25 protein-coding genes and 1 pseudogene are annotated in these 26,800 nt (G+C 62.5%); 12 read left to right on the forward strand and 14 right to left on the reverse strand.

Annotated features, from left to right (window positions below; translation table 11 throughout):
- Positions 1 to 8 precede the first annotated feature (8 nt).
- The 4 genes from NKH06_RS28420 to NKH06_RS28435 form a co-directional block, all read right to left on the reverse strand.
- On the reverse strand, positions 9 to 1,730 hold the full coding sequence (locus NKH06_RS28420; RefSeq protein ID WP_023813473.1) for a SulP family inorganic anion transporter: 1,722 nt from the start codon (positions 1,728 to 1,730) through the stop codon (positions 9 to 11).
- 69 nt (positions 1,731 to 1,799) lie between these two features.
- Positions 1,800 to 2,078 carry a helix-turn-helix domain-containing protein gene (locus tag NKH06_RS28425; protein WP_023813472.1) on the reverse strand — a complete coding sequence of 93 codons (279 nt, stop codon included), beginning with the start codon at positions 2,076 to 2,078 and terminating at the stop codon, positions 1,800 to 1,802.
- 151 nt (positions 2,079 to 2,229) lie between these two features.
- Positions 2,230 to 2,943, reverse strand: a complete 714-nt coding sequence (locus NKH06_RS28430; protein WP_023813471.1) for a phosphatase PAP2 family protein — start codon at positions 2,941 to 2,943, stop codon at positions 2,230 to 2,232.
- 14 nt (positions 2,944 to 2,957) lie between these two features.
- Positions 2,958 to 3,299: a hypothetical protein gene (locus NKH06_RS28435; protein WP_013528672.1), complete on the reverse strand. Its 342-nt coding sequence runs from the start codon at positions 3,297 to 3,299 to the stop codon at positions 2,958 to 2,960.
- A 172-nt stretch (positions 3,300 to 3,471) separates the two neighbouring features.
- Between NKH06_RS28435 and NKH06_RS28440 the strand changes: the two genes are divergently transcribed.
- Positions 3,472 to 4,866 (forward strand): sensor histidine kinase, encoded by a 1,395-nt coding sequence (locus NKH06_RS28440; protein ID WP_023813469.1) that lies wholly within the window; start codon positions 3,472 to 3,474, stop codon positions 4,864 to 4,866.
- Positions 4,863 to 5,522 carry a response regulator gene (locus NKH06_RS28445; protein ID WP_023813468.1) on the forward strand — a complete coding sequence of 220 codons (660 nt, stop codon included), beginning with the start codon at positions 4,863 to 4,865 and terminating at the stop codon, positions 5,520 to 5,522. The genes NKH06_RS28440 and NKH06_RS28445 overlap by 4 nt, the downstream gene beginning before the upstream one ends.
- A 279-nt stretch (positions 5,523 to 5,801) precedes the next feature.
- On the opposite strand, the gene NKH06_RS28450 is transcribed toward NKH06_RS28445, so the two are convergent.
- Positions 5,802 to 6,287 carry a hypothetical protein gene (locus NKH06_RS28450; RefSeq protein ID WP_023813467.1) on the reverse strand — a complete coding sequence of 162 codons (486 nt, stop codon included), beginning with the start codon at positions 6,285 to 6,287 and terminating at the stop codon, positions 5,802 to 5,804.
- A 555-nt stretch (positions 6,288 to 6,842) separates the two neighbouring features.
- Between NKH06_RS28450 and NKH06_RS28455 the strand changes: the two genes are divergently transcribed.
- Both NKH06_RS28455 and NKH06_RS28460 read left to right on the forward strand, forming a co-directional pair.
- On the forward strand, positions 6,843 to 8,846 hold the full coding sequence (locus NKH06_RS28455; protein ID WP_023813466.1) for a PhoX family protein: 2,004 nt from the start codon (positions 6,843 to 6,845) through the stop codon (positions 8,844 to 8,846).
- A 225-nt stretch (positions 8,847 to 9,071) separates the two neighbouring features.
- Positions 9,072 to 9,296, forward strand: a complete 225-nt coding sequence (locus tag NKH06_RS28460; RefSeq protein WP_013528677.1) for a hypothetical protein — start codon at positions 9,072 to 9,074, stop codon at positions 9,294 to 9,296.
- Here the strand turns inward: NKH06_RS28460 and NKH06_RS28465 are convergent.
- Entirely contained in the window at positions 9,288 to 10,478 is a 1,191-nt protein-coding gene (locus tag NKH06_RS28465; protein WP_352894776.1) for a flavin-containing monooxygenase, read from the reverse strand. The two genes, NKH06_RS28460 and NKH06_RS28465, sit on opposite strands and share 9 nt — an antisense overlap.
- Positions 10,479 to 10,828: 350 nt before the next feature.
- Here NKH06_RS28465 and NKH06_RS28470 point away from each other — a divergent pair, with 350 nt between their 5' ends.
- Complete coding sequence (locus NKH06_RS28470) at positions 10,829 to 11,866, forward strand: phosphatidylglycerol lysyltransferase domain-containing protein (RefSeq protein ID WP_127296923.1); 1,038 nt, start codon at positions 10,829 to 10,831, stop codon at positions 11,864 to 11,866.
- 153 nt (positions 11,867 to 12,019) lie between these two features.
- Here the strand turns inward: NKH06_RS28470 and NKH06_RS28475 are convergent, their stop codons facing one another.
- Positions 12,020 to 12,781 (reverse strand): ABC transporter permease, encoded by a 762-nt coding sequence (locus NKH06_RS28475; RefSeq protein ID WP_128305642.1) that lies wholly within the window; start codon positions 12,779 to 12,781, stop codon positions 12,020 to 12,022.
- Between the two features lie 14 nt (positions 12,782 to 12,795).
- On the reverse strand, positions 12,796 to 13,722 hold the full coding sequence (locus NKH06_RS28480) for an ABC transporter ATP-binding protein (protein WP_352442945.1): 927 nt from the start codon (positions 13,720 to 13,722) through the stop codon (positions 12,796 to 12,798).
- A 260-nt stretch (positions 13,723 to 13,982) separates the two neighbouring features.
- Here NKH06_RS28480 and NKH06_RS28485 point away from each other — a divergent pair, with 260 nt between their 5' ends.
- Both NKH06_RS28485 and NKH06_RS28490 read left to right on the forward strand, forming a co-directional pair.
- Positions 13,983 to 15,344, forward strand: a complete 1,362-nt coding sequence (locus NKH06_RS28485; RefSeq protein WP_352442944.1) for a cytochrome ubiquinol oxidase subunit I — start codon at positions 13,983 to 13,985, stop codon at positions 15,342 to 15,344.
- A gap of 9 nt (positions 15,345 to 15,353) precedes the next feature.
- Positions 15,354 to 16,358, forward strand: coding sequence for a cytochrome d ubiquinol oxidase subunit II (locus NKH06_RS28490; RefSeq protein ID WP_352868904.1), 1,005 nt, complete (start codon positions 15,354 to 15,356; stop codon positions 16,356 to 16,358).
- 147 nt (positions 16,359 to 16,505) lie between these two features.
- Here the strand turns inward: NKH06_RS28490 and NKH06_RS28495 are convergent, their stop codons facing one another.
- From NKH06_RS28495 to NKH06_RS28515, 5 genes are all read right to left on the reverse strand, one after another.
- Positions 16,506 to 16,793 (reverse strand): GIY-YIG nuclease family protein, encoded by a 288-nt coding sequence (locus NKH06_RS28495; RefSeq protein ID WP_031213667.1) that lies wholly within the window; start codon positions 16,791 to 16,793, stop codon positions 16,506 to 16,508.
- Between the two features lie 185 nt (positions 16,794 to 16,978).
- On the reverse strand, positions 16,979 to 17,716 hold the full coding sequence (gene msrA, locus NKH06_RS28500) for a peptide-methionine (S)-S-oxide reductase MsrA (RefSeq protein ID WP_352809098.1): 738 nt from the start codon (positions 17,714 to 17,716) through the stop codon (positions 16,979 to 16,981).
- A gap of 142 nt (positions 17,717 to 17,858) precedes the next feature.
- On the reverse strand, positions 17,859 to 18,116 hold the full coding sequence (locus tag NKH06_RS28505; protein ID WP_352442941.1) for a hypothetical protein: 258 nt from the start codon (positions 18,114 to 18,116) through the stop codon (positions 17,859 to 17,861).
- 104 nt (positions 18,117 to 18,220) lie between these two features.
- Complete coding sequence (locus NKH06_RS28510) at positions 18,221 to 18,919, reverse strand: DUF1223 domain-containing protein (protein ID WP_352894779.1); 699 nt, start codon at positions 18,917 to 18,919, stop codon at positions 18,221 to 18,223.
- Positions 18,920 to 19,265: 346 nt separating this feature from the next.
- Positions 19,266 to 20,435, reverse strand: a complete 1,170-nt coding sequence (locus tag NKH06_RS28515; protein ID WP_352776216.1) for a TadE/TadG family type IV pilus assembly protein — start codon at positions 20,433 to 20,435, stop codon at positions 19,266 to 19,268.
- A gap of 258 nt (positions 20,436 to 20,693) precedes the next feature.
- Between NKH06_RS28515 and lepA the strand changes: the two genes are divergently transcribed.
- A complete protein-coding gene (lepA, locus tag NKH06_RS28520; RefSeq protein WP_127296915.1) occupies positions 20,694 to 22,499 on the forward strand; it encodes a translation elongation factor 4 in 1,806 nt (601 codons plus the stop codon).
- A 248-nt stretch (positions 22,500 to 22,747) separates the two neighbouring features.
- Here the strand turns inward: lepA and NKH06_RS32065 are convergent.
- A pseudogene (locus NKH06_RS32065) lies at positions 22,748 to 23,005 on the reverse strand (hypothetical protein).
- 147 nt (positions 23,006 to 23,152) lie between these two features.
- On the opposite strand from NKH06_RS32065, the gene NKH06_RS28525 reads away from it, so the two are divergent.
- From NKH06_RS28525 to NKH06_RS28540, 4 genes are all read left to right on the forward strand, one after another.
- The gene (locus tag NKH06_RS28525; protein WP_352894781.1) at positions 23,153 to 24,109 is read left to right on the forward strand and encodes a BstA C-terminal domain-containing protein; all 957 of its coding nucleotides are present in this window, start codon (positions 23,153 to 23,155) and stop codon (positions 24,107 to 24,109) included.
- A gap of 165 nt (positions 24,110 to 24,274) precedes the next feature.
- Entirely contained in the window at positions 24,275 to 25,141 is an 867-nt protein-coding gene (locus NKH06_RS28530; RefSeq protein ID WP_352894783.1) for a DUF3800 domain-containing protein, read from the forward strand.
- A gap of 631 nt (positions 25,142 to 25,772) precedes the next feature.
- Positions 25,773 to 25,976 carry a hypothetical protein gene (locus NKH06_RS28535; RefSeq protein ID WP_352894784.1) on the forward strand — a complete coding sequence of 68 codons (204 nt, stop codon included), beginning with the start codon at positions 25,773 to 25,775 and terminating at the stop codon, positions 25,974 to 25,976.
- Between the two features lie 59 nt (positions 25,977 to 26,035).
- The gene (locus tag NKH06_RS28540; protein WP_352894785.1) at positions 26,036 to 26,287 is read left to right on the forward strand and encodes a hypothetical protein; all 252 of its coding nucleotides are present in this window, start codon (positions 26,036 to 26,038) and stop codon (positions 26,285 to 26,287) included.
- Positions 26,288 to 26,800 lie beyond the last annotated feature (513 nt).

Below are 26,800 nucleotides of genomic sequence, written 5' to 3' on the forward strand. Positions count from 1 at the left end.
CCCGATTTCTACTCTGCCTCCAGCTTCCCTTTCAGCTGCGCCCGCGCATCCTTGATCGAGGCGGCATAGGTCACCAGCGGGCGCTTGACGCCGTGGTTGATCAGCATACGCCGGATCTGCGGCGCGGCACCTGATATGATGAAGCGGACGCCGGCGCGTTTCGCCTTGTGGGCGGCGCCCTCGATGACGTTGGCCGCCGTCGAATCGAAGAACGGTACGGCCGAGCAATCGAGGATGAAGTTTTTGCGCTGGTCGGCGATGCGGTCGAGCACGGTGCCGACGGTCGACGCGGCGCCGAAGAAGAAAGCGCCGGAGATGCGGTAGACCACGGTGTCGGCGTCGGTCGCCTCGCTGGCATCGTAGGCGTTGGTGCTGTCGGCGACATCCTCCTGCACCAGCGGCTGATCGGCCTCGACCGCAATCGATTTGGCCATGCGGTCGATGAACAGGATCGACCCCAGCACGAAGCCGACGACGATGCCTTCAGTGAGATCGCGGAAGATGACGAGCAGGAAGGTCGCCATCAGCACCAGCGCGTCGCCGCGTGAGGCACGCAGCAAGGTGGCGAAGGCCTGTTTCTCGAACATGTTCCAGCACACGACCGCCAGCACGCCGGCAAGGGCAGCGAGCGGGATGTAGCTGGCGAGCGGCGCCGCCACCAGCATCAAAGCGAGCAGGATGGCTGAGTGGACGATGCCCGAAACCGGTCCGTGGGCGCCGGCCCGCACATTGGTCGCCGTGCGGGCGATGGTGCCTGTGGCGCAGATGCCGCCGAACAGGGCGGACGCGATGTTGGCGAAGCCTTGCGCCACCAGTTCGCAGTTGGAACGATGCCGTCGGCCCGTCATTCCATCGGCGACCACCGCCGACAGCAGCGATTCGATGGCGCCCAGCAAGGCGAAGGCGATGGCATCCGGCAGCACGTCAATCATCCTGTCCAGGCTGACCGGTGGCAGAGCGGGCATTTGCAGGCTGCGCTGGATGCCGCCAAAGCGGGTGCCGATCGTCTCGGCGGGCAGCGAGAGAAGCGCCACGACCAGCGATGCCAGCCCGATGGCGATGAGCATTGCGGGCGATGTCGGCCGCCAGCGTTTCAGGCCGGCGATGGTGACGATGGTCAACACCGCCACCAAGGTCGCCGCCGGGTTGATGGTGCCGGCCGCCTCGGCGACCGCGATCAGCTTCGGCACCAGCGGTCCCGGCTCCTTGCCGGCAAGCTTCAGCCCGAACAGTTCGACGATCTGTCCTGAAAAGATGATGACGGCGATGCCGGCGGTGAAGCCGACCGTCACCGGATAGGGAATGAATTTGATGTAGGTGCCGAGACGAAGATAGCCGATGGCGAGCAGGAAGACCCCTGCCATCATCGTTGCCAAAAGCAGCCCATCGATGCCGACGCGGGCAACCGTCGCTGCCACCAGCACAATGAAGGCGCCGGCCGGACCGCCGATCTGGAAGCGGCTGCCGCCGAGCGCAGAAATGATGAAGCCGCCGACGATCGAGGTGTAGAGGCCGCGCTCGGGAGCGACCCCCGAAGCGATCGCGATCGCCATCGACAATGGCAGCGCGACGATGGCGACCGTCAGCCCGGCAATGGCGTCCGCCTTGAAGTCGGCGAACGTGTAGCCCTCGCGCCAGACCGTCACCAGCTTCGGTGTGAACAATTCGGAAAATGTCGGCTTTACCGACCTGTGGGCCGGTTCATGCACTGCCCGCTGCGTCTGATCCATGGACTGCCTTTCGCACCCTGAAAGGCGGCGGGATCGTCGGCAGGGCTGTCGGCGGTCGCCGTCGCGACTTTATGCCGGCTCAGCCTTGGGACCCCGCGGCACGGCAGGCTTGAGGCGCACGCCCCGGCCGCCGCGCTCGCTGGTCTGGTTCTCGCCGATCAGCTCCACCCCGGCCTCGTCGAGAGCCTGGATGACCTTCATCAGCGTGTCGACCACGCCCCTGACCACGCCATCGCTCGCCTCCATGCGCTGGATGGTCGGAAGCGAAACGCCGGCGCGCTCGGCGAGCGTCTTCTGATCGATGCCGGCCAGCGCCCTTGCGGCACGCATCTGCGCGGCAGTGATCATCGGCCGGAATCCCCGTCTGAGTCTGCAGAAATGAGGTATAATACCATCATTGTGATGTTTCAAGCATTAGTATGAACGTCTGGGACGTAAGGCGCGGCGCATTGACTGACCATTTTTTCAGATACTTTCACGGGCTGATCAACCGGCTGATCTAGTCTCCAGTCTCGCCGTCCGGGTGCTGCCCACGCCATCGCTGCCACGCCCGGGCAGCGAGCCAGCAAAGCATCGCCCAGACGAAGCCCGCGCACCAGCCGGCAAGCACGTCCGATGGCCAGTGGACGCCAAGATAGATGCGGCTGACGCCAACCAGCAGCGTCGTCAGCACCGCCAGCGACAGCACATAGATCTTCGTCGTTCGACCGGGCAGGAAGCGTGCCGCCAGCGCGCCGAGCGTCAGATAGGTCACCGCCGACAGCATGGCGTGGCCGCTCGGAAAAGACAGCGTCGTTTCGTTGACGAGATGCGAGACGAGTTCGGGGCGCGGCCGGTCGATGCCGGCTTTCAGCAGGCTCGACAATACCTGCCCCCCGGCCACCGCCACGAAGATGAAAAGGGCGGTCGCCGGCCTGCGGATAAGCAGGAGATACACGATGACCGCCGTCACGATCAGCACCAGCACGCTGCCGCTGCCGAGGCTGGTGATGTCGCGCATCGCCCCTTGCAGCCACAGCGGGCCGACCGGGCTGTCAGGGCGGCCCGCCTGGCGGAAGGCGAGCAGGATTTCGGTATCGAAGGCGTGCGGCGTGGTGGCGCGCGCCATCTCCATCAGCTCCTCGAATCCCCACAGGCCGGCGGCGATGACCAGGCCGGCCAGCAGCACCGGGAATTCAACCCGGTTGAGCAAAGCGTTCGCGGCGTTCTTCATCGGCAATTCGCCCGTTACAGCCGGCCTTGCAGATAGGGTCCGAGCGTGATCAGCGCCACCGCTGCGATCGCCAGCATGATCCCGGTCGCCTGCAGCGCATTGACGCGCTCGCCGAAGAAGACCAGTGCCACGACGTTCACCGAGACCAGCTGGATGACGGCGGAAAGGCTGAACGACACCGACATGCCGAATTCGCGGATCAGCCGCAGCATGATCAGATTGCCCAGCGAATAGAGTGCCAGCGTCAGCGCGATCTTGCCAAGGCTCGGCGCCAGGCCCCATTGCTTGGCGGCTGTCGCCGCCAGCAGGAAAATGACCGTCGAAAAGCCGAGCTGCAGCAATCCTGAAAAACTCAACGCTCCGTCCCCTCTCGAAGCGGCTCCCGCCGCGTGTGTCGCGGACGTTGTTTCCCAAGCGCGCCGGGACGTCAAGCGACCTCGACCAAACGAAGCTCTTGGCAATGGCAAGCCGGAAGCTCAAAGTACTACCATCGCCCAATCTGTCGGTTCGAAGGGCGGTCAGGGGCTCATGATTCGCAGTTTTCAAAACCTGGTGCGGCGCTGGAGCGAGCTTTCCCTTGCCCTGCAATTCGTCATTGCCGGCGGCTTTGGCCTGCTGGCTGTCATGTTGGTGGTGGGCACCTGGGTGACGGCGCAGATCCGGGACGGCGTCATCCGCAATTCGGCCGCCACGACGGCGCTCTATGTCGACAGCGTGATTGCGCCGCTGCTTCCCGACTTGCGCAAGGAGCAGGAGCTCAGCGAGTCCGTCAAGCAGGCGCTGGACGAGACGCTTGGCCAGGGCGCGCTTGGTAAGCGCCTCGAATCGTTCGTACTCTGGCGCCGCGACGGGACGGTTCTCTACGCCAAGGAGACGGCCCTGATCGGCCGCCGCTTCGGTCCGAGCGACAATCTGCGTTCCGCCTTCGAAGGCAACGTCGTCGCTGAATTCAATACATTCGATGATGATGAACGCGAGGAGAAGGCTACCCGCTTGCCCTTGCTGGAGATCTACAATCCCGTGCGCGAGCCCTGGTCGGGCGAGGTGGTGGCGGTCACCGAGTTCTATGAGATCGCCGACGATTTCCAGGCCACCCTGGCGTCCGCCCTGTGGTCGAGCTGGCTGATCGTGGCCGGCGCGACCCTGGCGGCATTCCTGCTCCTGTCGGGCATCGTCCTGCGCGGCAGCCGCACCATCGACGATCAGCGTGGGGCGCTGCGCCGCCAAGTGTCGGAGCTGCAGGGTCTGGTGGCGCAAAACAGTGCCTTGCGACTGCGCGTGCAACGGGCCTCTCGCCGCGCCACCGCGCTCAACGAAAGATATCTGCGCCGTATCGGCGCCGACCTCCATGACGGCCCGGCCCAACTCGTGGCCCTGGCGGCGCTGCGCATGGATAGTCCGATATTTTCCAGCGATGGCCATTCGGGCGTAAGCCGTTCGACCGAGGTCGCGATGATCCGCAAGACACTGGAGGATGCGATGCGTGAAATACGCGGCATCTGCACCGGCCTTGTCCTTCCGCAGATCGAGACGGCTGCCGCAAACGACATTCTGCGGCTGGCCGTCAAGGAACACGAGCAGAGGACGGGAACGTCGGTGACGCTGACGCTGGCCGGACAGTTGCCGGAACCCGGCGCTTCCGAGAAGATCAGCATCTATCGTTTCGTTCAGGAAGGGCTGAACAACGCCTATCGCCACGGGCTAGGCAAGGATCAGGCAGTGAGCGCCGGGATGAAAGGTGGCAGGCTTTTTGTCGAAGTGTCGGACGGCGGGCCGGGTTTCGATCCGGCGGCACGGGTCGAGGGTCTCGGCCTCGCCGGCCTCAGGGAGCGGGTCGAAAGCATTGGCGGACAGTTCGAAACCTTGACCGGGCCGCAAGGTACGCGTTTGGTGATCCGTCTGTCGGTCGAGGAGCAAGCATGACTGGTACCATCCGCATCGCCATTGTCGACGATCATCCCCTCTTTCGCGAAGGTGTGACGCGCAGCCTGTCGGAGATCGGGGGCTTCGAGATGGTTGGCGAGGGCGCCACGGCGCAGGATGCCGAACGCCTCGCCACGACGGTGCGGCCCGACATCTTGCTGCTCGATATCTCCATGCCGGGCGGCGGGCTGACCGCGGTCGCAAGCATCCTCGCCAGCCATCCCGCCCAGAAGATCGTCATGCTGACCGTTTCGGAGGCCAATGCCGATGTGACAAAGGCGCTGAACGCAGGGGTGAATGGCTATGTCCTCAAAGGCGTCGGGTCGCGCGGGCTCGCCGACATCCTGCGCAATGTTGCAGCCGGCGAAAGCTATCTGTCGCCGACGCTGTCGGCCCGGCTGCTTTCGGATCTCCAGTCCCAGCAGCCGACCGACGGCATTGCGGAACGGCTGCGGCAGCTCACCGATCGGCAGACGGAAATCCTGCGGCTGGTGGCGGAGGGGCTGAGCAACAAGGAAGTCGCCTTGCGGCTTGAGCTGCAGGAGAAGACCGTCAAGCACCACATGACCGGGGTGCTGTCGAAGCTCAATGTGCGAAACCGCACCGAAGCGGCCTTGATGATGCGTGAGTTGCGCGACCGCGACAGGCCTTCTTAGAGCATTTCACCGTTTCACGGAACGGCGAGCTGCTCTAATTCTTTGTTTTGACGCGATTCTAGACGGAAAACCGCTTCACACTTTTCCTAGAATTGCTCCAGGCCAGGTACGGGGAAATGCGCAACGGTTTCCCGTCCCGGATTGCGCAAAAGCACGTCGCGCCTCGGGACTGCAGCCATTGCGGTGCCGAAAACCGGGACGCTGGCCAAAAACGAGGTCACCTCCGCCGGGGGGCGGCGGAGGTGACGTGCAAAGCTGACCGTTGCCTGTTGGCCAGCTTCACAAGGCCTTGAGACGATTGGCATCGGCCGGGGTAGCCTGGCGGTCGATGATCGTGCGACCGAGCGCGTCCTTCATGCTGAAACGACCGTTCTCGAGCTTTTCCGTTATGCCGTCGGGGTGCCGGACCGTGATCTTGTTGCCGGTCACGTCGACCTTGTCACCGGTCTTTGCATTGACATGGCTCCCGCTCTTACCCTGATTGGATCCTGATTTGCCGCTGTTGCCATTCCCATTGCCGTTGCCGCTATTGCCGCTGTTCCCGCTATTGCCTCCGCCGGAATTGCCGCCGTTGCCGCCCCCACTGTTGCCTCCGCCCCCACCACCACCGTTGCCGCCGCCACCTTTGCCGGCGTATGCGCTGGCGGTCTGGATGCCGGAAACGGAGCCGTCCAGGACAATTTGGTAGGGAGCAATCGTCAACGCCAGCGCCGCTGCCGATTTGAGCGCCAGCCGGCAACAACGGGTCGTGACCGATCTGTGCATTTTGATCTCCGACGACTGAGCCCGGCGCGCCCCACCCCAACGTTGCAGTGCAACAACATTGCCGAAAGACGCGGCGCCCGGAAGCGACCTCCGACCGTTGCGGTTGTCAACTAGGACCTTTGCAAGCGCAAGATTGGACTAAAGTCCCAAGCCTATGCTACATTAGCTTTGCATGAACGGCGCCGCGACCGCCATCGCTAAACGGGAGACTCGCTTTCCCGACGCCTGACGACGGCAGACGCCGAACATCAAGTCACCTCCGCCGGGGGCGGCGGAGGTGACTTGTCGAGCCGGCTTTGTCCGTTGATCCGTTGGCAACGACTGACGTCATGCGCCGTTGTAAGATGCGCGCGAAACATGCCGCCGAAGGTCTCCTTCCTCTCGAAAGACGATTCCGGAGCAGCTCACGGCCTCGGGAATGCTGAGCCAGCGCTGCGCGCAATGCCTGTCGCGTCTGAAACGTCTCCCAATGTCACGAAAATGTGACCCGGCGATTATAAGGGGGTCAACAGGTACCCCACGCTCCAGCCACCCGACAGCCAGAGGCAAGCCACGATGACTGACCTTCGCTCCCCCGACACCCGATTCCGCACCAGCCTGCTCGAGGAAAACGACGGCCCGGCGATCAACGCCTCCGACAACCGCACCATGGGCGAGATCATCGCCGCGCGGTTCTCGCGCCGCGGCTTCCTCAAGGGCTCGCTGGCCGTCTCGGCCATCGCCGCCACCGTCAGCCCGCTGGCGCTGATCAGCGCCGACGAGGCCAGGGCAGCGGGAGGCTCGGCCTTCGCGTTCGACGAACTCGAGGCCGGCATCGACGACAAGCACCATGTCGCGTCGGGTTACGATGCCGATGTCCTGCTGCGCTGGGGCGATCCGTTGTTTGCCGATTCGCCCGACTTCGACCCGACGAAACAGTCGGCCGAGGCCCAGGCGAAACAGTTCGGCTACAACAATGACTATGTCGGCTACATCCCGATCGACGGCTCGGCCGAACATGGCCTGCTGGTGGTCAACCACGAATACACCAATCCGCATCTGATGTTCCCGGGCATCGTGAAGATCGTCGAAAAGGACGGCAAGAAGTCGGCAGAAGTCGCACCCCTCTCGAAGGAGCAGGTCGATGTCGAGATGGCCGCCCATGGCGGCACCATCGTCGAGATCCGCAAGGACGGTGGCAAATGGCAGGTGGTGCGCGACGGCAAGCTCAACCGCCGCATCACCTCCAACACCGAAATGGCGCTGTCCGGCCCGGTTGCCGGCCATGACCGCGTCAAGACCAATGCCGATCCGTCCGGCACCAAGGTGTTCGGCACGTTCAACAATTGCGCCGGCGGCGTCACGCCCTGGGGCACCTATGTGATGGCCGAGGAGAACATCCATGGCTATTTTTCCGGCGAGCTGCCGGAAGGCCACAAGGAAGCCGCGAACTACAAGCGTCTCGGCATTCCCGAAGGCGCCTATGAATGGGCGGCGCATTACGAGCGTTTCGACCTCGCCAAGGAACCCAACGAAGCCAACCGCTTCGGCTGGATCGTTGAGGTCGATGTCAACGACCCGACCTCGACGCCGAGGAAGCGCACCGCCATGGGCCGCTTCAAGCATGAGGGCGCCGAATCGATCGTCGCCAAGGACGGCCGCGTCGTCTTCTATCTCGGTGACGACGAGCGCTTCGACTATGTCTACAAGTTCGTGACCAGGGCCGCGTTCAATCCGAACGATCGTGCCGCCAACAAGGACCTGCTCGACGATGGCACGCTGCATGTCGCCAAGTTCGCCGAAGACGGCACGGTCGAATGGCTGCCGATCGTCTTCGGCCAGGGGCCGCTGACGGCTGAAAACGGTTTTGCCAGCCAGGCCGACGTGCTGATCGAGACGCGCCGCGCCGCCGACCTGCTCGGCGCCACCAAGATGGACCGCCCGGAAGACGTCCAGCCCAATGGCGTCAACGGCAAGGTCTATGTCATGCTGACCAACAATTCGAAGCGCAAGGCCGACCAGGTCGACGCTGCCAACCCGCGCGCCGAAAACGCCTTCGGCCACATCATCGAAATCGCCGAGGACGGCGGCGATTTCACCGCCGCCAAGGGCAAGTGGGAAGTGCTGCTGAAATGCGGCGATCCGGCGGTCGCCGATGTCGGCGCCACCTTCTCGACAGCAACGACGGCCAATGGCTGGTTCGGCATGCCCGACAATTGCGCGGTCGATTCGGCCGGGCGTCTCTGGGTCGCGACCGACGGACAGGGGCCGAAAGCCACCGGCCGCACCGATGGCCTGTGGGCAGTGGACACCGAGGGGGCGGCGCGGGCGACCTCGAAACTGTTCTTCCGCGTGCCGATCGGCGCCGAGATGTGCGGTCCGCTGTTTGCGCCCGACGACCAGACCGCCTTCGTCGCCGTCCAGCATCCGGGCGACGGCGGAGAGGACTGGGAAGCGTTCGGGCGCCCCTCTTACTATGAGGACCTGTCGACGCGCTGGCCCGACTTCAAGCCCGACATGCCGGTGCGGCCGTCGGTGGTCGCCATCACCAGACAAGGCGGCGGCAAGATCGCGGTCTGATTGCCCACTCGCATGGGCAGCAGCGGAGCAGAATTTGCGCCGCTGCTGCGCCTTGAAGCCGCGGCATGTATCCCTTGGGCTGCGGAGCAGCTCCAGAGGTCTGCGCCGCGTCGCTTCGCTCCTTGCTCCGCCCCAGGATGACGAGGCGACGGGGGAAGTCGGTCAAGCCTCGGGAAAGATTGGCAATTTAAACGTGGCGCTCTAGGTCTTTATCAGGAGATCGCCATGTCGAAGTCTGTCTATGACCGTGGCTTGCTCAAGCCAGCCGATATCGCCAAGCTGCAGCGCGTGTTCGACGAGGCCTGCCGGCGGCGCGAGGCACATCCCGATTCCGCCGACGCGCGGGAAATCGCGCTTAACCTGCTCGCCCTGCACAATGCCGGCATGGTGGAAGAAGACATGCTGATGGAAGCCGTCGGTTTCCGGCGGCTGGAACCGAAATCAGCGTGATGCGCTGGATTGGTGCGGGGCCGACCTTGCAATTCGTTTGGCGATCGCCTTGGCCAGGATGCCGGCATTGGCGAAGCAGCCGCGAATGCTTGGCCGCATGCCGGTGAACCACAGACCGGGCAATTTTGGATCGGCTTGGCCACCGTTGAAGAGCGGAACGCCCTTGGCGTCGAGCACGCCGAGCTTGCCGACCATGGGCTCCAGCCCGGTGCGGTAGCCTGTCGCGGCAATGACGATGTCGGGATAGATCAGGCTGCCATTGGCCAGGATCACGCCATCGCGGGTGAATTCCCGTATGCCCGGCACGACGGTGATCTTGCCGGCCTTGATGGCGCCGACGGCGCCGTCGTCGGCGGCGATCGCGGTGTAATCCGAGCTCAGGCGGCTGGCGCCGCCCGCAGGCGCGGGCGGCAGGCCGAATTTGGTCAGGTCGCCGAAAACCAGCCGCTGCGTTGCCGCCATCACGGCATCGGCGATCCGCAAAGGCAGGCGCGCCATGAGCGGCGAAAGCCTATGCACGGCGATCTTGGCAATCCGCTTGGGCAGCAAAGCGGGGCCGTTGCGGGCCGACAGCCAGATGGCTGCCGTGTTGATGCCGGCCAGATGATTGAGCGCGTCGAAACCCGAATTGCCGGCGCCGACGACCAGCACTCTTTGGCCCGCATAGGCTTGCGCGTCACCGAAATCCGCCGAATGAATGATGCGCCCGGCGAAATCCTTCATGCCTTTCCATTCGGGGGTGAATGGCTGCCTGTCGCGGCCGGTGGCGATGACGACATTGCGGGCGAAGCGCGGTCCGGCGCTGGTGCGCAATGCCCAGTGATCGCCCTTGAAGGTGATCTCTTCGACCGCGACGCCAAACTGCACCGGCAGCCGGTTCTCCTTCTGGAAATCGTTCATGTGGCGGATGACGACCATCCTTTGCGGAAAGGCGGGCGTGCCAGGGGGAAAGGCGAGACCAGGCAGCGAAGAAAGATCGCGATGGGTGTTGAGATGCAATTGCTGGTGGCGCCGGTGCCAGGGCTCGGCCAGCCGGCTTTCCTTTTCCAGGATCGCCGTCGGCACGCCGGCGTTCATCAAGGCATGCGCGGCGGCCAGCCCGGCAGCACCGGCGCCGACGACGATTGCCGGCTCGACCATGGCCGGCAGATCCGCAACCGACCTGATTGTCGTATCAGTCATTCACTCGAATCCCATTGGACGTCCCGCCGCAAGGCTCGCAGGACGCTGTAACCGTTTGATCGCGCGCAGGATCCCTGCAGCAAACCGCGGCCGAATTTCGAGCGATGCGATTTAGCGCCACACGCGGGCCGCGGTTGCGCTCTATATGGCATATGCGCGATATCAACGGTAATCAGGTCGCGGCAATGTGATTGATTCGAGGCCTTGGGTGGCTGGCGGGTCTCGGTTATCCCCCACGCGCATGTCCGAAATCGAGTCCGATTTTCGAGTTATGCGCAGAATCAAAGTGTTACAGCACCTTGGCGCGTCCTGGACGGCCGGCGCTGTAGGCGGCACGCGGAATCTCGACCATGCCCTCCTTGCGGTTCTATTTCGACAAGATCCTTGAGGCTGCCGCGCCCGAGGTCGAGCGGCAGGCGCTGACCCATGTCGAACGCCTGGCACTGGTGCGCCGCTATGGCGACTTCTCGCTCGCCTATTCCACCGCCGTGCAAGGCAAGCTTTCCTATTTCGGCGACGCCGACGGCTACATCGCCTTCGGTACCAAGATGAAGCACCATTTCGCGCTCGGCGACCCGGTGGCGGCTCCGGCGCGTCGGGCCGATTACATCAAGCGCTTCGTCGAGACCGCCGGCAGCCCATGGTTCGTGCAGGTGGGCGAGGACACCGCACGCGTGCTGGCCGGCCTTGGCTACAAGGTCAATCGCCTCGGCATCGACACCCGCCTCGCCCTGCCCGAGCATGATTTTTCCGGGAAGCGCAACGAGACCGTGCGCTACTCCGAGCGCTGGCTGCTGAAGAAAGGCTTTTCGTTCGAAGAGGACAAGCGCACCATCTACCTCGACGAGATCGCCCGGCTTTCGGAAAACTGGCGCGGCGACCGCATCGTCAAGCGCTGGGAGATGGGCTTTCTCAACCGCCATTTCGCCGACCATCTCGGCACCGACATGCGCCGTTTCGTCCTGCACGGTCCCGATGGCGAACTGGTCGCTTTGCTCGACTTCGACCCGTTGTTTGCCGACGGCAAGGTCATCGGCTACACCACCGCCTTCAAGCGCAAGCATCTCGACGCCTCACCGCATGCCGAGGTCGGCCTGACCAAATTCGCCGTCGACCGTTTTCGCGAAGAGGGCATCTCGGTGGTCACGCTCGGCCTGTCGCCGCTCGTCGATGTGGGTCCGAGCGGATTTGCCGAAAGCGATTTCTGGCGCAATGCCTTCCAGCGCGCCTATTCTTCGCCCTGGGTCAACCGCCGCAGGTTCAACCTGCAGGGCCAGGCGGCCTTCAAGCGCCGCTTCCACGGCGTCGAAGAGCCGGTCTATATCGCCTTCCGCAAGGGAACGTATGTCGAGATGCTGGGGCTGCTGCGGCTGGTCAAGGCGATCTAGGTCTGCTGATATTCAGGTGATGCCGGCCTGCAAATGGCGGCTTCCTGCGCTTCCGGTGCTCACGTACGAAAAGTACGCTCCGCTCCGGTTCTCGGAATCCACCATTTTCGTCTCGGCCTGACCTGAATCTCAACAGACCTGTACTTTCGCCGCTCAATTCCTCAGCCGATAACCGGTCCTGAAGATCCAGGCGACGATGCTTATGCAGACCAGCAGGAAGACGACCGTCATGCCGAGGCTGACGCCGACCGAAACGTCGGACTTGCCGTAGAAGCTCCAGCGGAAGCCGCTGATCAAATAGACGACCGGGTTGAACAGCGTCACCGTGCGCCAGATCTCGGGCAGCATGTTGATCGAATAGAAGCTGCCGCCGAGGAAGGTCAGCGGCGTGATGATCAACAGCGGCACCAGCTGCAGCTGCTCGAAACTCTTCGCCCAGATGCCGATGATGAAGCCGAACAGGCTGAAGGTCACCGCCGTCAGCACCAGGAAAGCGAGCATCCAGAACGGATGCAGGATGGTGAGCGGTACGAACAGCGAGGCGGTGGCCAGGATGATCAGGCCGAGGATGATCGATTTGGTCGCGGCGCCGCCGACATAGGCGATGACGATCTCCAGATAGGAGACCGGCGCCGACAGAAGCTCGTAGATCGAGCCGACGAATTTCGGGAAATAGATGGCAAAGGAGGCGTTGGAGATCGACTGCGTCAACAGCGACAGCATGATCAGACCCGGCACGATGAAGGCACCGTAGCTGATGCCGTCGATCTCGGTGATGCGCGAGCCGATGGCCGAGCCGAAGACGACGAAATACAGCGACGTCGAGATGACCGGCGAGACGATGCTCTGCAGCACGGTGCGGAAAGCACGGGCCATTTCCATCCGGTAGATCGCCCATACTGCGCGAAGGTTCATGGCGGCGCGCAGGTTCATGGCTCCCTCCTCACCAGATTGACGAAGATCTCCTCGAGCGAAGAGTTTTGCGTGTCGATATCGCGGAACTGGATGCCGCCGGCCTCGAGATCGCGTATCAACGAGGCGACGCCGGGCCTCTCGGCCTGATTGTCATAGGTGTAGGTCAGCTGCCCGCCATCCGGCGACAATTCCAGCGCATAGCGCGAGAGCGCCTCGGGAACGGCCGTCAGCGGATTGCGCAGTTCCAGCACCAGCCGCTTGCGGCCGAGCTTGCGCATCAGTTCGGCCTTGTTCTCGACCAGGATGATCTCGCCGCGATTGATGACGCCGACGCGGTCGGCCATCGCCTCGGCTTCCTCGATATAGTGCGTGGTGAGGATGATGGTGACGCCGTCCTCGCGCAGCCGGCGCACCATCGCCCACATGTCCTGGCGCAGCTCGACGTCGACGCCGGCGGTCGGCTCGTCGAGGAACAGGATGCGCGGCTCATGCGACAGCGCCTTGGCGATCATCAGCCGGCGCTTCATGCCGCCCGACAAGGTGATCGCCTTGGCGTCCTTCTTGTCCCACAGCGACAGGTCGCGCAGCACCTTCTCGACAAAGCCGGGGTTGGCCGGCTTGCCGAACAGGCCACGGCTGTAATTGACCGTCGCCCAGACGCTCTCGAAGGCGTCGATGGTCAGTTCCTGCGGCACCAGCCCGATCAGACCGCGCGCGGCGCGATAATCCTTGTTGATGTCGTGGCCGTCGACGGTGACCGTGCCCGACGAACGGTTGACGATGCCGCAGACGATCGAGATCAGCGTCGTCTTGCCGGCGCCATTGGGTCCAAGCAGCGCGAAGATCTCGCCGCGCTGAATGTCGAGATTGACTTCCTTGAGCGCGGTGAAACCGGTTGCGTAGGTCTTGGAGACCCCGGAAATGGACAGGATGGAAGGCATGGATGAAAACGGCTGCTTGAAAGAGGTCCCCTGATATAGGACGAATGTCGGTGCTTGCAACCGCAAGTCAATGCCCTGCTGACAGTTCTCGACAATCGTGCCGGCCGGCCGTTGCAGGTGCGGCGCACAGGCCCGGAGTTGCGCGGCACGCAACCGGCAAAATTGTCCTGTGGCGTTCAGCCTCGCGGCAGGACGCCGCTTTGACGTGAACTCGCTTCGGGCCTATCCTTCGCGAGTATTTGCAGCAGCCGGAGCCCATCATGGACCCGCTCATACTTTCGCGTATCCAGTTCGGCACGAATATTTCATTCCATATTCTATTTCCGACGATCACCATTGCGCTGGGTTGGGTGCTGCTGTTCTTCAAGCTGCGCTACAACGCGACCAACGATTCCGCTTGGATGCGCGCCTATTTCACCTGGGTGAAGGTTTTCGCGCTGTCCTTTGCCATGGGCGTGGTTTCGGGCGTCACCATGAGCTTCCAGTTCGGCACCAACTGGCCGGGCTACATGGAAAAGGTCGGCAACATCGCCGGGCCGCTGCTGGCCTACGAAATCCTCACCGCCTTCTTCCTCGAAGCGGCCTTCCTCGGCATCATGCTGTTCGGCTTCCGCCGCGTCTCCAACCGCATCCACACGCTGGCGACGGTGCTGGTCGCCGGCGGCACCACCGTCTCGGCATTCTGGATCATCGCGCTCAATTCCTGGATGCAGACGCCGGCCGGCTTCGAGATGCGCGACGGCGTGGCGCATGCGGTCGACTGGTGGGCAATCATCTTCAACCCGTCAATGCCTTACAGGCTGACCCACATGCTGCTGGCGTCGGGGCTGACGGTGTCGTTCCTGATCGCTGGCCTGTCGGCGCTGCGCTATCTCACCGGCGACCGCTCGGAATCGATGTGGAAGGCGCTGCGCACCGGCGTCTTCACGGCGGCGACCCTGATCCCGATCCAGATCTTCGCCGGCGACCAGCATGGGCTGAACACGCTGGAGCATCAGCCGCAGAAGATCGCGGCCATGGAGGCCAACTGGAACACCGGCCCCAACGTGCCGCTGGTGCTCTTCGCGCTGCCCGACGAGGCAGCCAGGGAGAACAAATTCGAGATCGCCATTCCCGATGGCGCCAGCCTGGTGCTGCGGCACTCGACCAGCGGCGTGGTGCCGGGGTTGAACGACTATGCCGGCAATCATCCGCCGGTCTTTCCGGTGTTCTGGGGTTTCCGTATCATGGTCGGCACGGGCATATTGATGCTGCTCGTCTCATGGTCGGCGGCCTTCTTCCTCAAGCGTCGGCACAGCCTGCCGAAGCCGGTGGCCATGCTGATGGTGCCGATGGCGCTGTCGGGCTGGCTGGCGACGCTGGCCGGCTGGTACACCACCGAAATCGGCCGCCAGCCCTGGCTGGTGACCGGCGTGCTGAAAACTGCCGACGCGGTCGGCCCGGTGGCCGGCAGCCATGTCGCGCTGACGCTCGCCATATACCTCGTTCTCTATGTGCTGTTGCTGATCGCCTATCTCGGCGTGCTGGTGCACCTGGCGCTGAAGGCGGCGAAGGACGGCGATTCATCGCCGCTGCCGGGCGTCATGAACGCCGCCATGTCGCAGCCGGCGGCTGGCGAGTAGGAGAAGAAAATGAGCTTCGACTGGCCAACCGCGCTCCCCTTGATCTTCGCCGGCCTGATGGGCCTCGCCATCCTGATCTACGTCATTCTCGACGGTTTCGATCTCGGCATCGGCATCCTGTTCGCCGCCGCTGAAGACGCCGAACAGGATACGATGATTGCCGCGATCGGCCCGTTCTGGGACGCCAACGAAACCTGGCTGGTGCTGGCCGTCGGCCTGCTGCTGGTCGCTTTCCCGATGGCGCATGGCGTCATCCTGACGGCGCTCTACATTCCGGTCTTCGTGCTTTTGCTCGGGCTGATCCTGCGCGGCGTCGCCTTCGATTTCCGCGCCAAGGTGCCGACCGAGCGCAAGCACCGCTGGAACCGTATTTTCTTCCTGGGCTCACTCATCGCCTCGCTGGCACAGGGCTACATGCTGGGCGTCTATGTGCTCGGCCTCGATGTCGGTCTCGGCGGCATGGCGTTCGGCGTGCTGGTGGCGTTCTGCCTTGCCGCGGCCTACGCGGCGATGGGCGCCGCCTGGGTGATCTACAAGACCGAGGGCGAGCTGCAGAAGAAGGCGGTGCGCTGGCTGCGCACGACGCTGGTGCTGACCGCGCTCGGCATGGCCGCCATCTCGCTGGCGACGCCGTTCGCCAGCCCGCGCATCTTCGACAAATGGTTCGTCTGGCCGTCGATGCTCTATCTGTCGCCGCTGCCGATCCTGTCGGCGCTGCTGTTTCTGTGGCTGTGGCGGCAGACCTTCCATCTGCCGAAGCCCGACGACCGCCATTCGCTGATGCCGTTCCTGACGCTGGCCGCCATCTTCGCGCTCGGCTTTGCCGGCCTCGCCTGGTCGTTCTACCCGTTCGTGGTGCCGGATCGCCTGACCATCTGGCAGGCAGCTTCCGCGCCGGAGAGCCTGGCTATCATTCTGGCCGGCACCGTGGTCGTGCTGCCGGTCATCATCTTCTATTCGTTCTATGCCTACCGGGTGTTTGGGGGGAAGGCGACGGATTTGACTTATGATTGAGGTGGGTCAGTGGGGGGTGAAGGTGGCAGCGGCTACCGTGCCTTTGTCATCCTAGGGCGGAGCAAGGAGCGAAGCGACGCAGCGCAGACCCTAGGATCCATGCCGTAACGGTGGTGCAGTGATCCGACGGTGCAAGAAACGGTGCGCCTACCACCCCGTCCCGCGAAAAAGCTTGAACCACTCCGGATTCGCTTTTTCGATCAGGTCGATCTTCCATTGGCGAGGCCAGCGCTTCAGTGATTTCTCGCGCTGGATGGCATCAGTGATGTCGAAAAATTCCTCATACCAGACCAGCCGCTGCACGCCGTAGCGGCTGGTGAACCCTGCGCCTTGGCCGGATTTGTGTTCCGGCATGCGGCGGCCGAGGTCATTGGTGACACCGATGTAGATCGTGCCACGCTTTTGGCTAGCGGTCATGTAAACGTAGCCTGTCATCGCGCGAAGATAGCTGGCGATCTGCCGGGCAGCCATCCCGCCCCGTTGCATTCTACGCCCAACGTCGCGGCATGGATCCTAGGGTCTGCGCTGCGTCGCTTCGCTCCTTGCTCCGCCCTAGGATGACGACGGAAAGGAGGGCTTCGCCGCCCTTCGCACACCCGCCCCCGCTTCTCGCGCTCGACTCAATTGCTCGCCGACAGCACCAGCACGGGCTTTTCGCTGTAGAGCGTCGGGAACAGTGCCTTCAAGTTCGCCACCTTGGGCAGGTCGTTGTAGACGATGTAGGGATAGGTCGGGTTCAGCGTCAGGAAATCCTGATGGTAATTCTCGGCCGGATAGAAGGTCTTGCCGGTTTCCAGCGTGGTGACGATCGGCTCCGGGAACACCTTGGCCTGGTCGAGCTGGGCGATGTAGCTTTGCGCGATCTTCCTCTGTGCATCGTTTTCGGCGAAGATCGTCGAGCGGTATTGCGTGCCGGAGTCCGGACCCTGGAAATTCAGCTGGGTCGGGTTGTGGGCGACCGAAAAATACACCTGCAGCAGCTGGCCATAGGTGATTTTCGATGGATCGTAGGTGATCTCGACGGATTCGGCATGCCCGGTGCGGCCTGAGCCGACCGTCTCGTAGACGGCGGTGTCCTTGTCGCCGCCGGTGTAGCCGGAGACGGCATTGGTGACGCCCTTGACGTGCTGGAAGACGCCCTGCACGCCCCAGAAGCAGCCGCCGGCGAAGATTGCCTTTTCAGTGCCGGTGGCCGCCTTCTCGTCGATTGCCGGCGGCGGGATCTTCACCGCGTCCTCGGCCGAAACCGCCGGCGTCAGCCAGAAGGCGGCGCCCGCTGCGGCAAGTGCCAGGGCGGCGAGCGCGCTGCGGAAGACGTTCGACGATTGTCTGGTGACTGGTTTTTGAATGTCGGTCATGGCTTGAGCTCCTGTGACGTCCATCATGTGGAGTCTATTGGATAAGATACGATCATGCGACGGGCGAGTTGCGGCCGAAGCCTCACTTTCACGTGCATCCGGCTTCGGACCCGCGGGACCGAAGCCGGAAACAGCACCACCTTTACTTGGCCGGAGCCATCGCATCCGTTGCCGGCTTCATGGCGTCGGTTCCCGGCTTCATGGAATTGGTGGCCATCGGGTCGGCCGGCTTCATCGCATCGGTTGCAGGCTTCATCGCATCCGCGGCCGGTTTCATGGCATTTGCAGCCGGCTTCATCGCGTTGGTCGCGTCGTCGGCACGGGCGATGCCGCCGGCAAACAGCGCCGTCGAGCACAAAGCGAGAGCGAGCGCCGGCAGCGTCAGGCGGGAAATGGTCATGATGGTCTCCTTGGGGTTGGGTCGTTGAAGGCGCGCCCTCTTGGCGGCCGTGCTATGCGGCGCCGCTCCATGCGGCGTTGCGCAATCTCTTGCCGAAGCGCGATCTAGTCGGTCGCGGCAGCCAGGATCGGTCCGCCACCGGGCGACTGCACGAGCACGGCGGTGCTCAGGCCGCCGGATGCGGCGGGCAGCGGATACGTCGTGGCCGCGCCGGTCCAGCTGCCGAGGTTATTGAGCGCATGCACGACATTGGCGTGCGGCAAGGTGCGGCCGGTGTTTTCGCCGCGCGCCACCGGCACCTCGACGACGCCCTTGGCATAGCGCACCAGCCAGACATCGGCGTGGCCGCCAGGTGCGGCGCCGGCGCCGATGCTGATCTTGCCGCCATCGAGCGACAGTGCCGGGCCTCTTATCCGGCCGCTCGCCGAGATCAGCTTTTCGATCTCGCCGGGTGCGGCGCCGACGACATCGGCATGGCCGTTGACCACCACTTGCGGCGTGAACGGCCCGTCACGGCCGAGCGCCGGCTCGTAATTGACCTGGCGCCGGGTGAATTCCTGCTTTCCGAAAATGTCCTTCCAGCCGAGATAGTCCCAGTAGGTGACGTTGAACGACAGCGCCAGCACGCCGGGCTGATCCTTGACCTTGATCAGATTGGCGTTGGCCGGCGGGCAGGACGAGCAGCCCTGGCTGGTGAACAGCTCGACCACGGTGAGCGGCCGGGCGGCGGCTGCACCGAGCGACACTGCCAGCGCAATCGCCGAGAGGCTGGACACTTTGATGAACGTGCAGGATCGCGACATCGGCTTGCTCCGTGGGCGGCGGCGCCTGGATGCACCGCTCATCTCCCCACTTCGCCGCTGCTTGCTGCTTCGTTACAGCGCTCACTGGTTTGTGATGAAGGTTCGGGAGATCGCAGGGAAAGCCGGAGGGACAGCACCCCCCTCTGGCCTGCCGGCCATCTCCCCCCGCAAGGAGGGAGATCGACCCTCATCACGGCTTTCGCCTATCACTAGCTTCGCAACAGGAGCGCGGCCGACGAAGCTGCCAATCTCCCCCCTTGCGGGGGAGATGTCCGGCAGGACAGAGGGGGGTGTGAAGGATCGCCAAGCCTCACAAGCCCATAGGGCGTTTAGCCTGGGGCAGCGTCTACTGCGTCAGCACCGTGTTGGAGGGCCGCTTGTTGAAGTCGCACTTGCCGGTCACGCTGTAGAAGAAGTCGGCGTTCGTGACGTCTGGCAGTGGAGGATTGTTGCCGCCGTCTTCCCATGCCTGGTCGCTGGTCTGGCTGCAAGGCACCACTTTGAAGATGTCGACGTCCGTGTTGCTGGCAACCTCGACGGGGAGGTATTTGGAAGGGTCCAGTGCCTTTTGTGCCGCGGTGTTGTACCCGGCGCCGAGGTAGAGCCGGTTCGACGTGTCTGTATTGTTCGACTTGAGCGGGTTGACCGGTCCGGACGGCACATCCATCTGCAGATAGAGCTTGTCCACCGTGCTCACGTTGATTGTTGCGCCACTGCTGTTTCCGGCGGTATTCGTGGTCGCGCACGTCGTCTTGAAATAGATGGTGGCGCTCGTCTTTCCGCTTTTTGCCACCGCGGTGCTTCTGTAAACTCCCGCAGTGGCAGTGAAATCGGTTGCCGATCCTACTGTCGTGCACACTTGGGTCTGAACCAGCGTATTGGTTGGTCCCGTGGTAATAGTTGTCGTGCCGTAACCTTTCGGCTCGGTAGCCGTGTAGGTCTTACCCCCGCTCGTATAGGAATAACTATACGCTTTGTAGTTATAGTTGGCCTTCATCATGGCCGTCGGTGTGGTCGTGGAGGTCCAACCGTAGGGAAGGCCGTACAAGGTCATGGTCTTGTTCCAGTAGCCTGAAACGTGATCGACGTTGAATGTGGCCTCCACCAGTGCGGGCGTCTTGCTCACCGCCGACGAGACACCGACCGGCACCGTGGTGATCCGGGCGATCTGCATGAACACGGTCGGCATGGCGTAGCTTGCCGAGGCCCGCGCTGTGGCGGTGCCGTTGGCGCTGACGTCGAAGCTGTTCAGCGTCGCTGTGCCCTGTCCGCCGTTTTCTCTGTAGGTATCCTGGAGCACCACCTGGCGCTGCGGCTTCGTCGAGGCCGTTTCCATCGTGGTGATCGACAGGATCGCGGCGTCGAGTGCCGCCTGCTCGGTCGACCTGGTCTGGACCGCGGAGGTGTAGTCGACGGAAAAGCCGATCGCGGTGATCAGCGGAATCATGGCGAGAACAAGTATCGGTGCGAACGAGCCGCTCCGCGACTCGATAAAACTGCCTGCAAGCCCCCGCATGCCTTCGTCCTTACATCAGATATTTCCCCCGGCTAACATGCCGATCACAAATTATGCTCTAACGCGCGTGGTTAAAATTTATCGATTTTTCGAGGAATCCGGGGGAAAAGGCGACAAGCGCCCGCACCGCTTGCCCCGACAGCCGGCTGCTCTGCTTTCCGGCAGCGCCTGTACGGCTTGCCAGGCAACGGGCCGCGCCACATATGCGGCGGCAGCCTGCCGCTTGCTCGGGCAAGCCACCCCTGCTAAACGCGCGCCATGAGCACGCCCCTCGACCACATCCGCAATTTCTCCATCGTCGCCCATATCGACCATGGCAAATCCACGCTTGCCGACAGGCTGATCCAGCTGACCGGCGGGCTGGAGCTGCGCGACATGAAGGAGCAGGTGCTGGACTCGATGGATATCGAGCGCGAGCGCGGCATCACCATCAAGGCGCAGACGGTGCGGCTGAAATACCACGCCAACAATGGCGAGGACTATATCCTCAATTTGATCGACACCCCCGGACACGTCGACTTCGCCTATGAAGTGTCGCGGTCGCTGGCCGCCTGCGAGGGGTCGCTGCTGGTGGTCGACGCCTCCCAGGGCGTCGAGGCGCAGACGCTGGCCAATGTCTACCAGGCGATCGACAACAACCACGAGATCGTCGTGGTGCTGAACAAGGTCGACCTGCCGGCCGCCGAGCCCGAGCGCATCCGCGAGCAGGTCGAGGAGGTGATCGGCATCGACGCCTCCAACGCCGTGCTGATCTCGGCCAAGACCGGCCTCGGCATTCCCGACGTGCTGGAGGCCATCGTCCACCAATTGCCGCCGCCGCGCGAAGGCGACGCGACCGCGCCCCTGAAGGCGATGCTGGTCGACAGCTGGTACGACGCCTATCTCGGCGTCATCGTTCTGGTGCGCGTCATCGACGGCGTGCTGAAAAAGGGCCAGACCATCCGCATGATGGGCACCGGCGCCAAGCACCTGGTCGAGCGCACCGGCGTGTTCACCCCGGCCCGCATCAATGTCGACGAGCTCGGCCCCGGCGAGTTCGGCTTTTTCACCGGCTCGATCAAGGAAGTGGCCGACACCCGCGTCGGCGACACCATCACCGAGGACAAGCGCACCACCGCCAAGGCACTGCCCGGCTTCAAGCCGGCGCAGCCGGTGGTGTTCTGCGGTCTGTTCCCGGTCGACGCCGCCGATTTCGAGGATCTGCGCGCCGCGGTCGGCAAATTGCGCCTCAACGACGCCAGCTTCTCTTTTGAAATGGAAACCAGTGCGGCGCTCGGCTTCGGCTATCGCTGCGGCTTCCTTGGCTTGCTGCATCTCGAAATCATCCAGGAGCGGCTGGAGCGCGAGTTCAACCTCGACCTGATCGCCACGGCGCCCTCAGTCGTCTACCGGCTGGCTCTGACCGACGGCTCGATGAAGGAGCTGCACAACCCGGCCGACATGCCCGACGTGGTGAAGATCTCCGCCATCGAGGAGCCGTGGATCCGCGCCACCATTTTGACGCCCGACGACTATCTCGGCGGCATTTTGAAACTCTGCCAGGACCGGCGCGGCATCCAGGCCGACCTGTCCTATGTCGGCAAGCGCGCCATGCTGATCTACGATCTGCCGCTCAACGAAGTCGTCTTCGATTTCTACGACCGGCTGAAGTCGATCTCCAAGGGTTACGCCTCCTTCGACTATCACCTCACCGACTACCGGGAAGGCGACCTGGTGAAGATGTCGATCCTGGTCAATGAGGAGCCGGTGGATGCGCTTTCCATGCTGGTGCACCGCACGGCGGCGGAAAAGCGCGGTAGGCAGATGTGCGAGAAGCTGAAAGAGCTGATCCCCAACCATCTGTTCAAGATCCCGATCCAGGCCGCCATCGGCGGCAAGGTCATCGCCCGCGAAACCATCTCGGCGCTGCGCAAGGACGTGACCGCCAAATGCTACGGCGGCGACGTCTCGCGAAAGCGCAAGCTGCTGGACAAGCAGAAAGAAGGCAAGAAGCGGATGCGGCAGTTTGGGAAGGTCGATATTCCGCAGGAAGCGTTTATCCAGGCGCTGAAGATGGGGGATTGAGAAGCCGGTTGGCGCGCAAAGCGCGCCAAGTCATCGATCCGGTGGATCGATGGCAGGCTTCGAAAGCGGGGGAGCTGCCGGAGGCAGCGGGCCCCCCGCCAGCGCGACGCTGACGCTGCGCGGTGGAGGTTACTCTCTGGGAGGCGGAGGCGCTGGACGGTCGTCGGGTGCAGGAGGTTCTCCCAGATCCGAAGCAATCTCTACTCATTGCCTTGGGCAGCGGCGACAATCGCAATGCGGCAACAAGTTCAAGCGGGCCATAGGTTACCCAGCGGTAGGGCCTTGGATGGCCCTGTCCCGTTCCATTGAATGAAGGCGACTTCCTTCCCTGTGACTTCCCGCACGGTGTTCAACAACACCTCAAGCAAGACACGCGTAGCCCGGTAGTGGTCGCAATGTGGCGATATCACCGGTTGACGATGCTCCTGTGCAGCGCTGCCGCCGCCACCAGAAAAGCATTCGATTTCAGCCTGCGACAATTGCTTTGAGGGTTTCGACCTAGCCATTGCGATCTCTTACGAGAATCGCCCGGCCTATGATTATCGTCCTACAATGATCGATCGGCTGTAAAGGCCCAGCCGTAATGATTGGCCCTGTGGAAACCGGGTATCACGGCGGTTTCACTTGGCCAGCCGTATTAGGAATCGCTTAGGTTGTGTTACTTTAGGTCAATCGAATCGTCGGTTGCATTTGCGCGGCGCAAGGAACTCAACCCGAAACAGGGCAAACTCGACCTCGAAGTTGACAAGCAGGTTGAGGTCGACGGCGTTGGAATGGGCGTTTTAAAGGATGGCACCGCCTTTTTGACAGGGCGAGGCCTTGCTAGACTTGTCGGGATTGAAAATCTTCACATCCGAACCATAGGTCTTGAATGGAACGAAGACCCTCTCAAGCCGCGAGTTGCCGCTATAAAAGCCATTCTGGCAAAGCGCCAAATTGAATTGCCTTCCGCTCACATAGAGACCAGCGACGGCGCAAGACCAATCCACGCTTACCCAGACGTAGTATGCCCTGCAGTGTTGGAATACTACGCATTCGATGCAGCGAACCCGCGCGGTGTCGCTCGCGACAATTACCGGCTCTTGGCTGGAAAAGCGCTACAGGAACTCATCTACAGCCGGGTCGGGTATGACCCGAGCGGCGGTGATAGGTTCAAGAAGTGGCACGACAGGATTGCACTGAACTACCAGTCGGCGCCTAGAGGCTTTTTCCATGTACTCAACGAGGCTCACACCATCATCTACGAATTGATCATGGCCGGGGCAAAGATCGATGACAAGTTCGTCGTTGACGGTTCGATTGGATCGTACTGGTCGCGCTTTTGGGACGACAATGAATTGTCAGCCGCATACGGCGGGCGATGTAAGTACCCCCATCGATATCCGATGGATCACCCTCAAGCGAAATCGAATCCGCAGGAATCTTGGTGCTACCCCTTGGCCGCGTTGGGCGACTTTAGGGAATGGTTGCAAGGCGTTTATATCGAGGGTGGAAAATTTCGAAGCTATCTGAATTACAAGGTGAACAAGGGTGATCTCCCGCTCTCATTTGCGCAGTTGGCGATTTCAGCTCTGGTGCCGGACAAGATAACTGGACCAAGGCCCAACTAGATCGCTTGGTCGCCTTCGCCTTCTCATCCTTGGGCGGTGGCGATCTGACCACTTTCTTCAATACGCGGTCAAAGGTTTCCTCTGACTGGCCTGTTTCCAGTTCACGGGCGGCGTCATGAAACTTCTCAACTTGACTCTTCTATTTGTTGGTCGCCTTCATATCGAATGGCCTCTGAGGGGAGTGTACCAGACCCGTACTTCGTTGCCTATTTTGACGAAGCTGGCGACCCTGGTATCAAAACTGTTGCACCGATAGATCCGAATGGCGCGAGTGAATGGTTCACGGTCGGCTGCGCAGTGGCGCGCGCCACCCGTGAGCCTGACTTGGTGCCGCTCATACAGACAATCAAGAAATCTGTCTTTTCGACGCAAAGCCCCGACCTGCATTTTCGCAATCTGGTCGAACACAAAAAGCTACCCGTCTGCCAAGCTCTAGCCGCCGAGAATCTGCGCTTCTTTGTCGTCGCGTCGAACAAAAAGAACATGCGGGGGTATCGCAATCCCCAAGCCGAAGCGGTCACTCTTCACAGGCACAACTACTTTTACAACTACTGCATCCGCGTCTTGCTTGAACGTGTCAGCCAGTGGTGCGCGCGCCGGTCGATCAGCGAGACAGGTGAACCTAGACACGTGAAGCTGGTGTTTTCGAAGCGGGGTGGGCACTCTTATCTACACGTTGAAACGTACATACACCTACTGGCGAAACAATCCGAGAATGGACGGATTTATCAGACCGCTAACGTCCCAGATTTCAGGGTCATCGACCATCGTTTGATTGAGGTTATTGAGCACAACAAAAACGCGGGCTGTCAGATTGCAGACGTGGTTGCCAGCGCCTTTTACCAAGCAGCAAACGCCGGAACCAAAAAGTGGAATACAGAGTACGCGGAAGCTCTCCGAGATCGCATGGCGTCTCGTGGCAACGGCCACTACGCGGGGTGCGGTGTCACGCTTCTGCCGTGGAAGAACTGGACACTGAAACTTACGGACGCGCAGAAGAAAATCTTCCGATTTTACGGCTACGAGATATGAAAGCGGCGGGTCCCGGCCTCGTTGCCATCGGGGGCTTGTAGGCCACCATCCAAAGTGGGCGACCGTCCGTCCGACTGCGGCATCTACGATACCGCCCGAGGGGGTTCCGGCGTACCCCGCCAACACAGACACTATTTTGATTTGGTAAAAAACTCAAACGGAATCAAAAGGTTACTGACAATTCCGCGTAACCCATTGATAGGGATTCGCTTTTTCTTTCGCCTCTCGTATCGCCATAGCGGCAATTTTAACTGCACGGCTTGCGACAGTGCTCTTGTTTAGACGTGAATAGGTCTCTGATCACCGCGCCAAACGAGCGGACGGCACTCGCAAAAAAGGGAAGGGATCGTACGAATGCGTACAGACTGCCTAGCTCAGTTGATCGTGCCACAATGCGGCGCTAGAAAAATCGGGCGGCGGACCTCGGTTCGCCAGTGGCCGACGCGGGCTCAGGCAACTGCCTCACCGGCATTCGCGTCGGCCACTCTCCGACCGCTGGCGAGGGCGTGACAAGGCCGGATCGCCCGAGGACTTCTCGACACCTCCGCCGTTTTCCGCTTCGCGCTTCCCTCCGGGCTTTGAGATCGCCCCGCCCAGGAGTATCCTCCGCAGGGCTTGGGGAAGATTTCACATGCGTTCCAACCCTCTGGATGTCATCGCCGCGATCGGCCTCGCCATCGGTGGCGCATTCGGCCTCGCCGGCACCTTCGTGGCCAGCGCCGAACTGCGCGAAACGCTGTGGACGATCGACGGCGTGGCACTGGTGGTGGCGACCGCGCTGCTGACGATGAAATACAGCGGCTGGGCAATGACTGCGTCGCTGCCGGATTCCTGACCTTCCTCGCCGGCGAAGGCCTGCTGCTGGCCGGCAATGCGGCGGGGCTGGAGGCCAGCGTGCCCTCCTATGTCGGCGGCATCTCGCTGTGGGCGGCCGCACTGGTCATGGTCAGCGCACCGAAGACTTTCGCCGTGTGGATGCGGCTCACCGCGCTCGTGGCCGCGGGGCTGTTCATCGTCTCGGCAGGCATGATCCTCCGGGGCACGCCCTTGCTGCCGACCTCGGCGCCACTGCCCGCCGCCGGCTATCCGTTCCTGGTGCTGACTTTTGTCGGCTGGATCTGGACTTTGGTGAGAACCGAGAGGTGAACGGGCGCGCGCCTTCTGCTTTCGTCGCATGTGAACGGGGCGCTGACGCTGCTGGCCTTCTTCCGCAGGGGGAAGGGAAGGCCAACGCTGGCGCTGCCCCTCACCTGCCTGCCGGCATCCTCTCCCCGTATAGAGACGGGGCGAGGGACGATGTCGTCGCCGCTTTCGCCAATCTCCAGCGTTGCAAGGAAAGCGCCGGCGATGCGGCCGGCTACTTTCTCCCCGTCACTATACGGGGAGTTGAGAATTGATCCGCGCAGCGGACGAAAAGCCAATTGCTTGGCTTTTCGAACGACGAACGCCCGGCAGGGCAATGAGGGGCAGCGCTGACCTGCGATACGCGCACGCTAGCCGGGGCCTCTATTCTCGATCCTGACCCGGTTTTGACTTTGCGAATGGCGTCCCCCACTCCGTCGCTGCTTCGCAGCGCCACCTTGTATCTACACGAGAGAGATTTCGTGGGATTAGAGCGATTGAGCCAAGGTCCGGGCGGCCGCCCGGACCTTGGCTTGG

Source organism: Mesorhizobium sp. M1342 (assembly GCF_040317955.1).
Classification (GTDB): Bacteria; Pseudomonadota; Alphaproteobacteria; order Rhizobiales; family Rhizobiaceae; genus Mesorhizobium.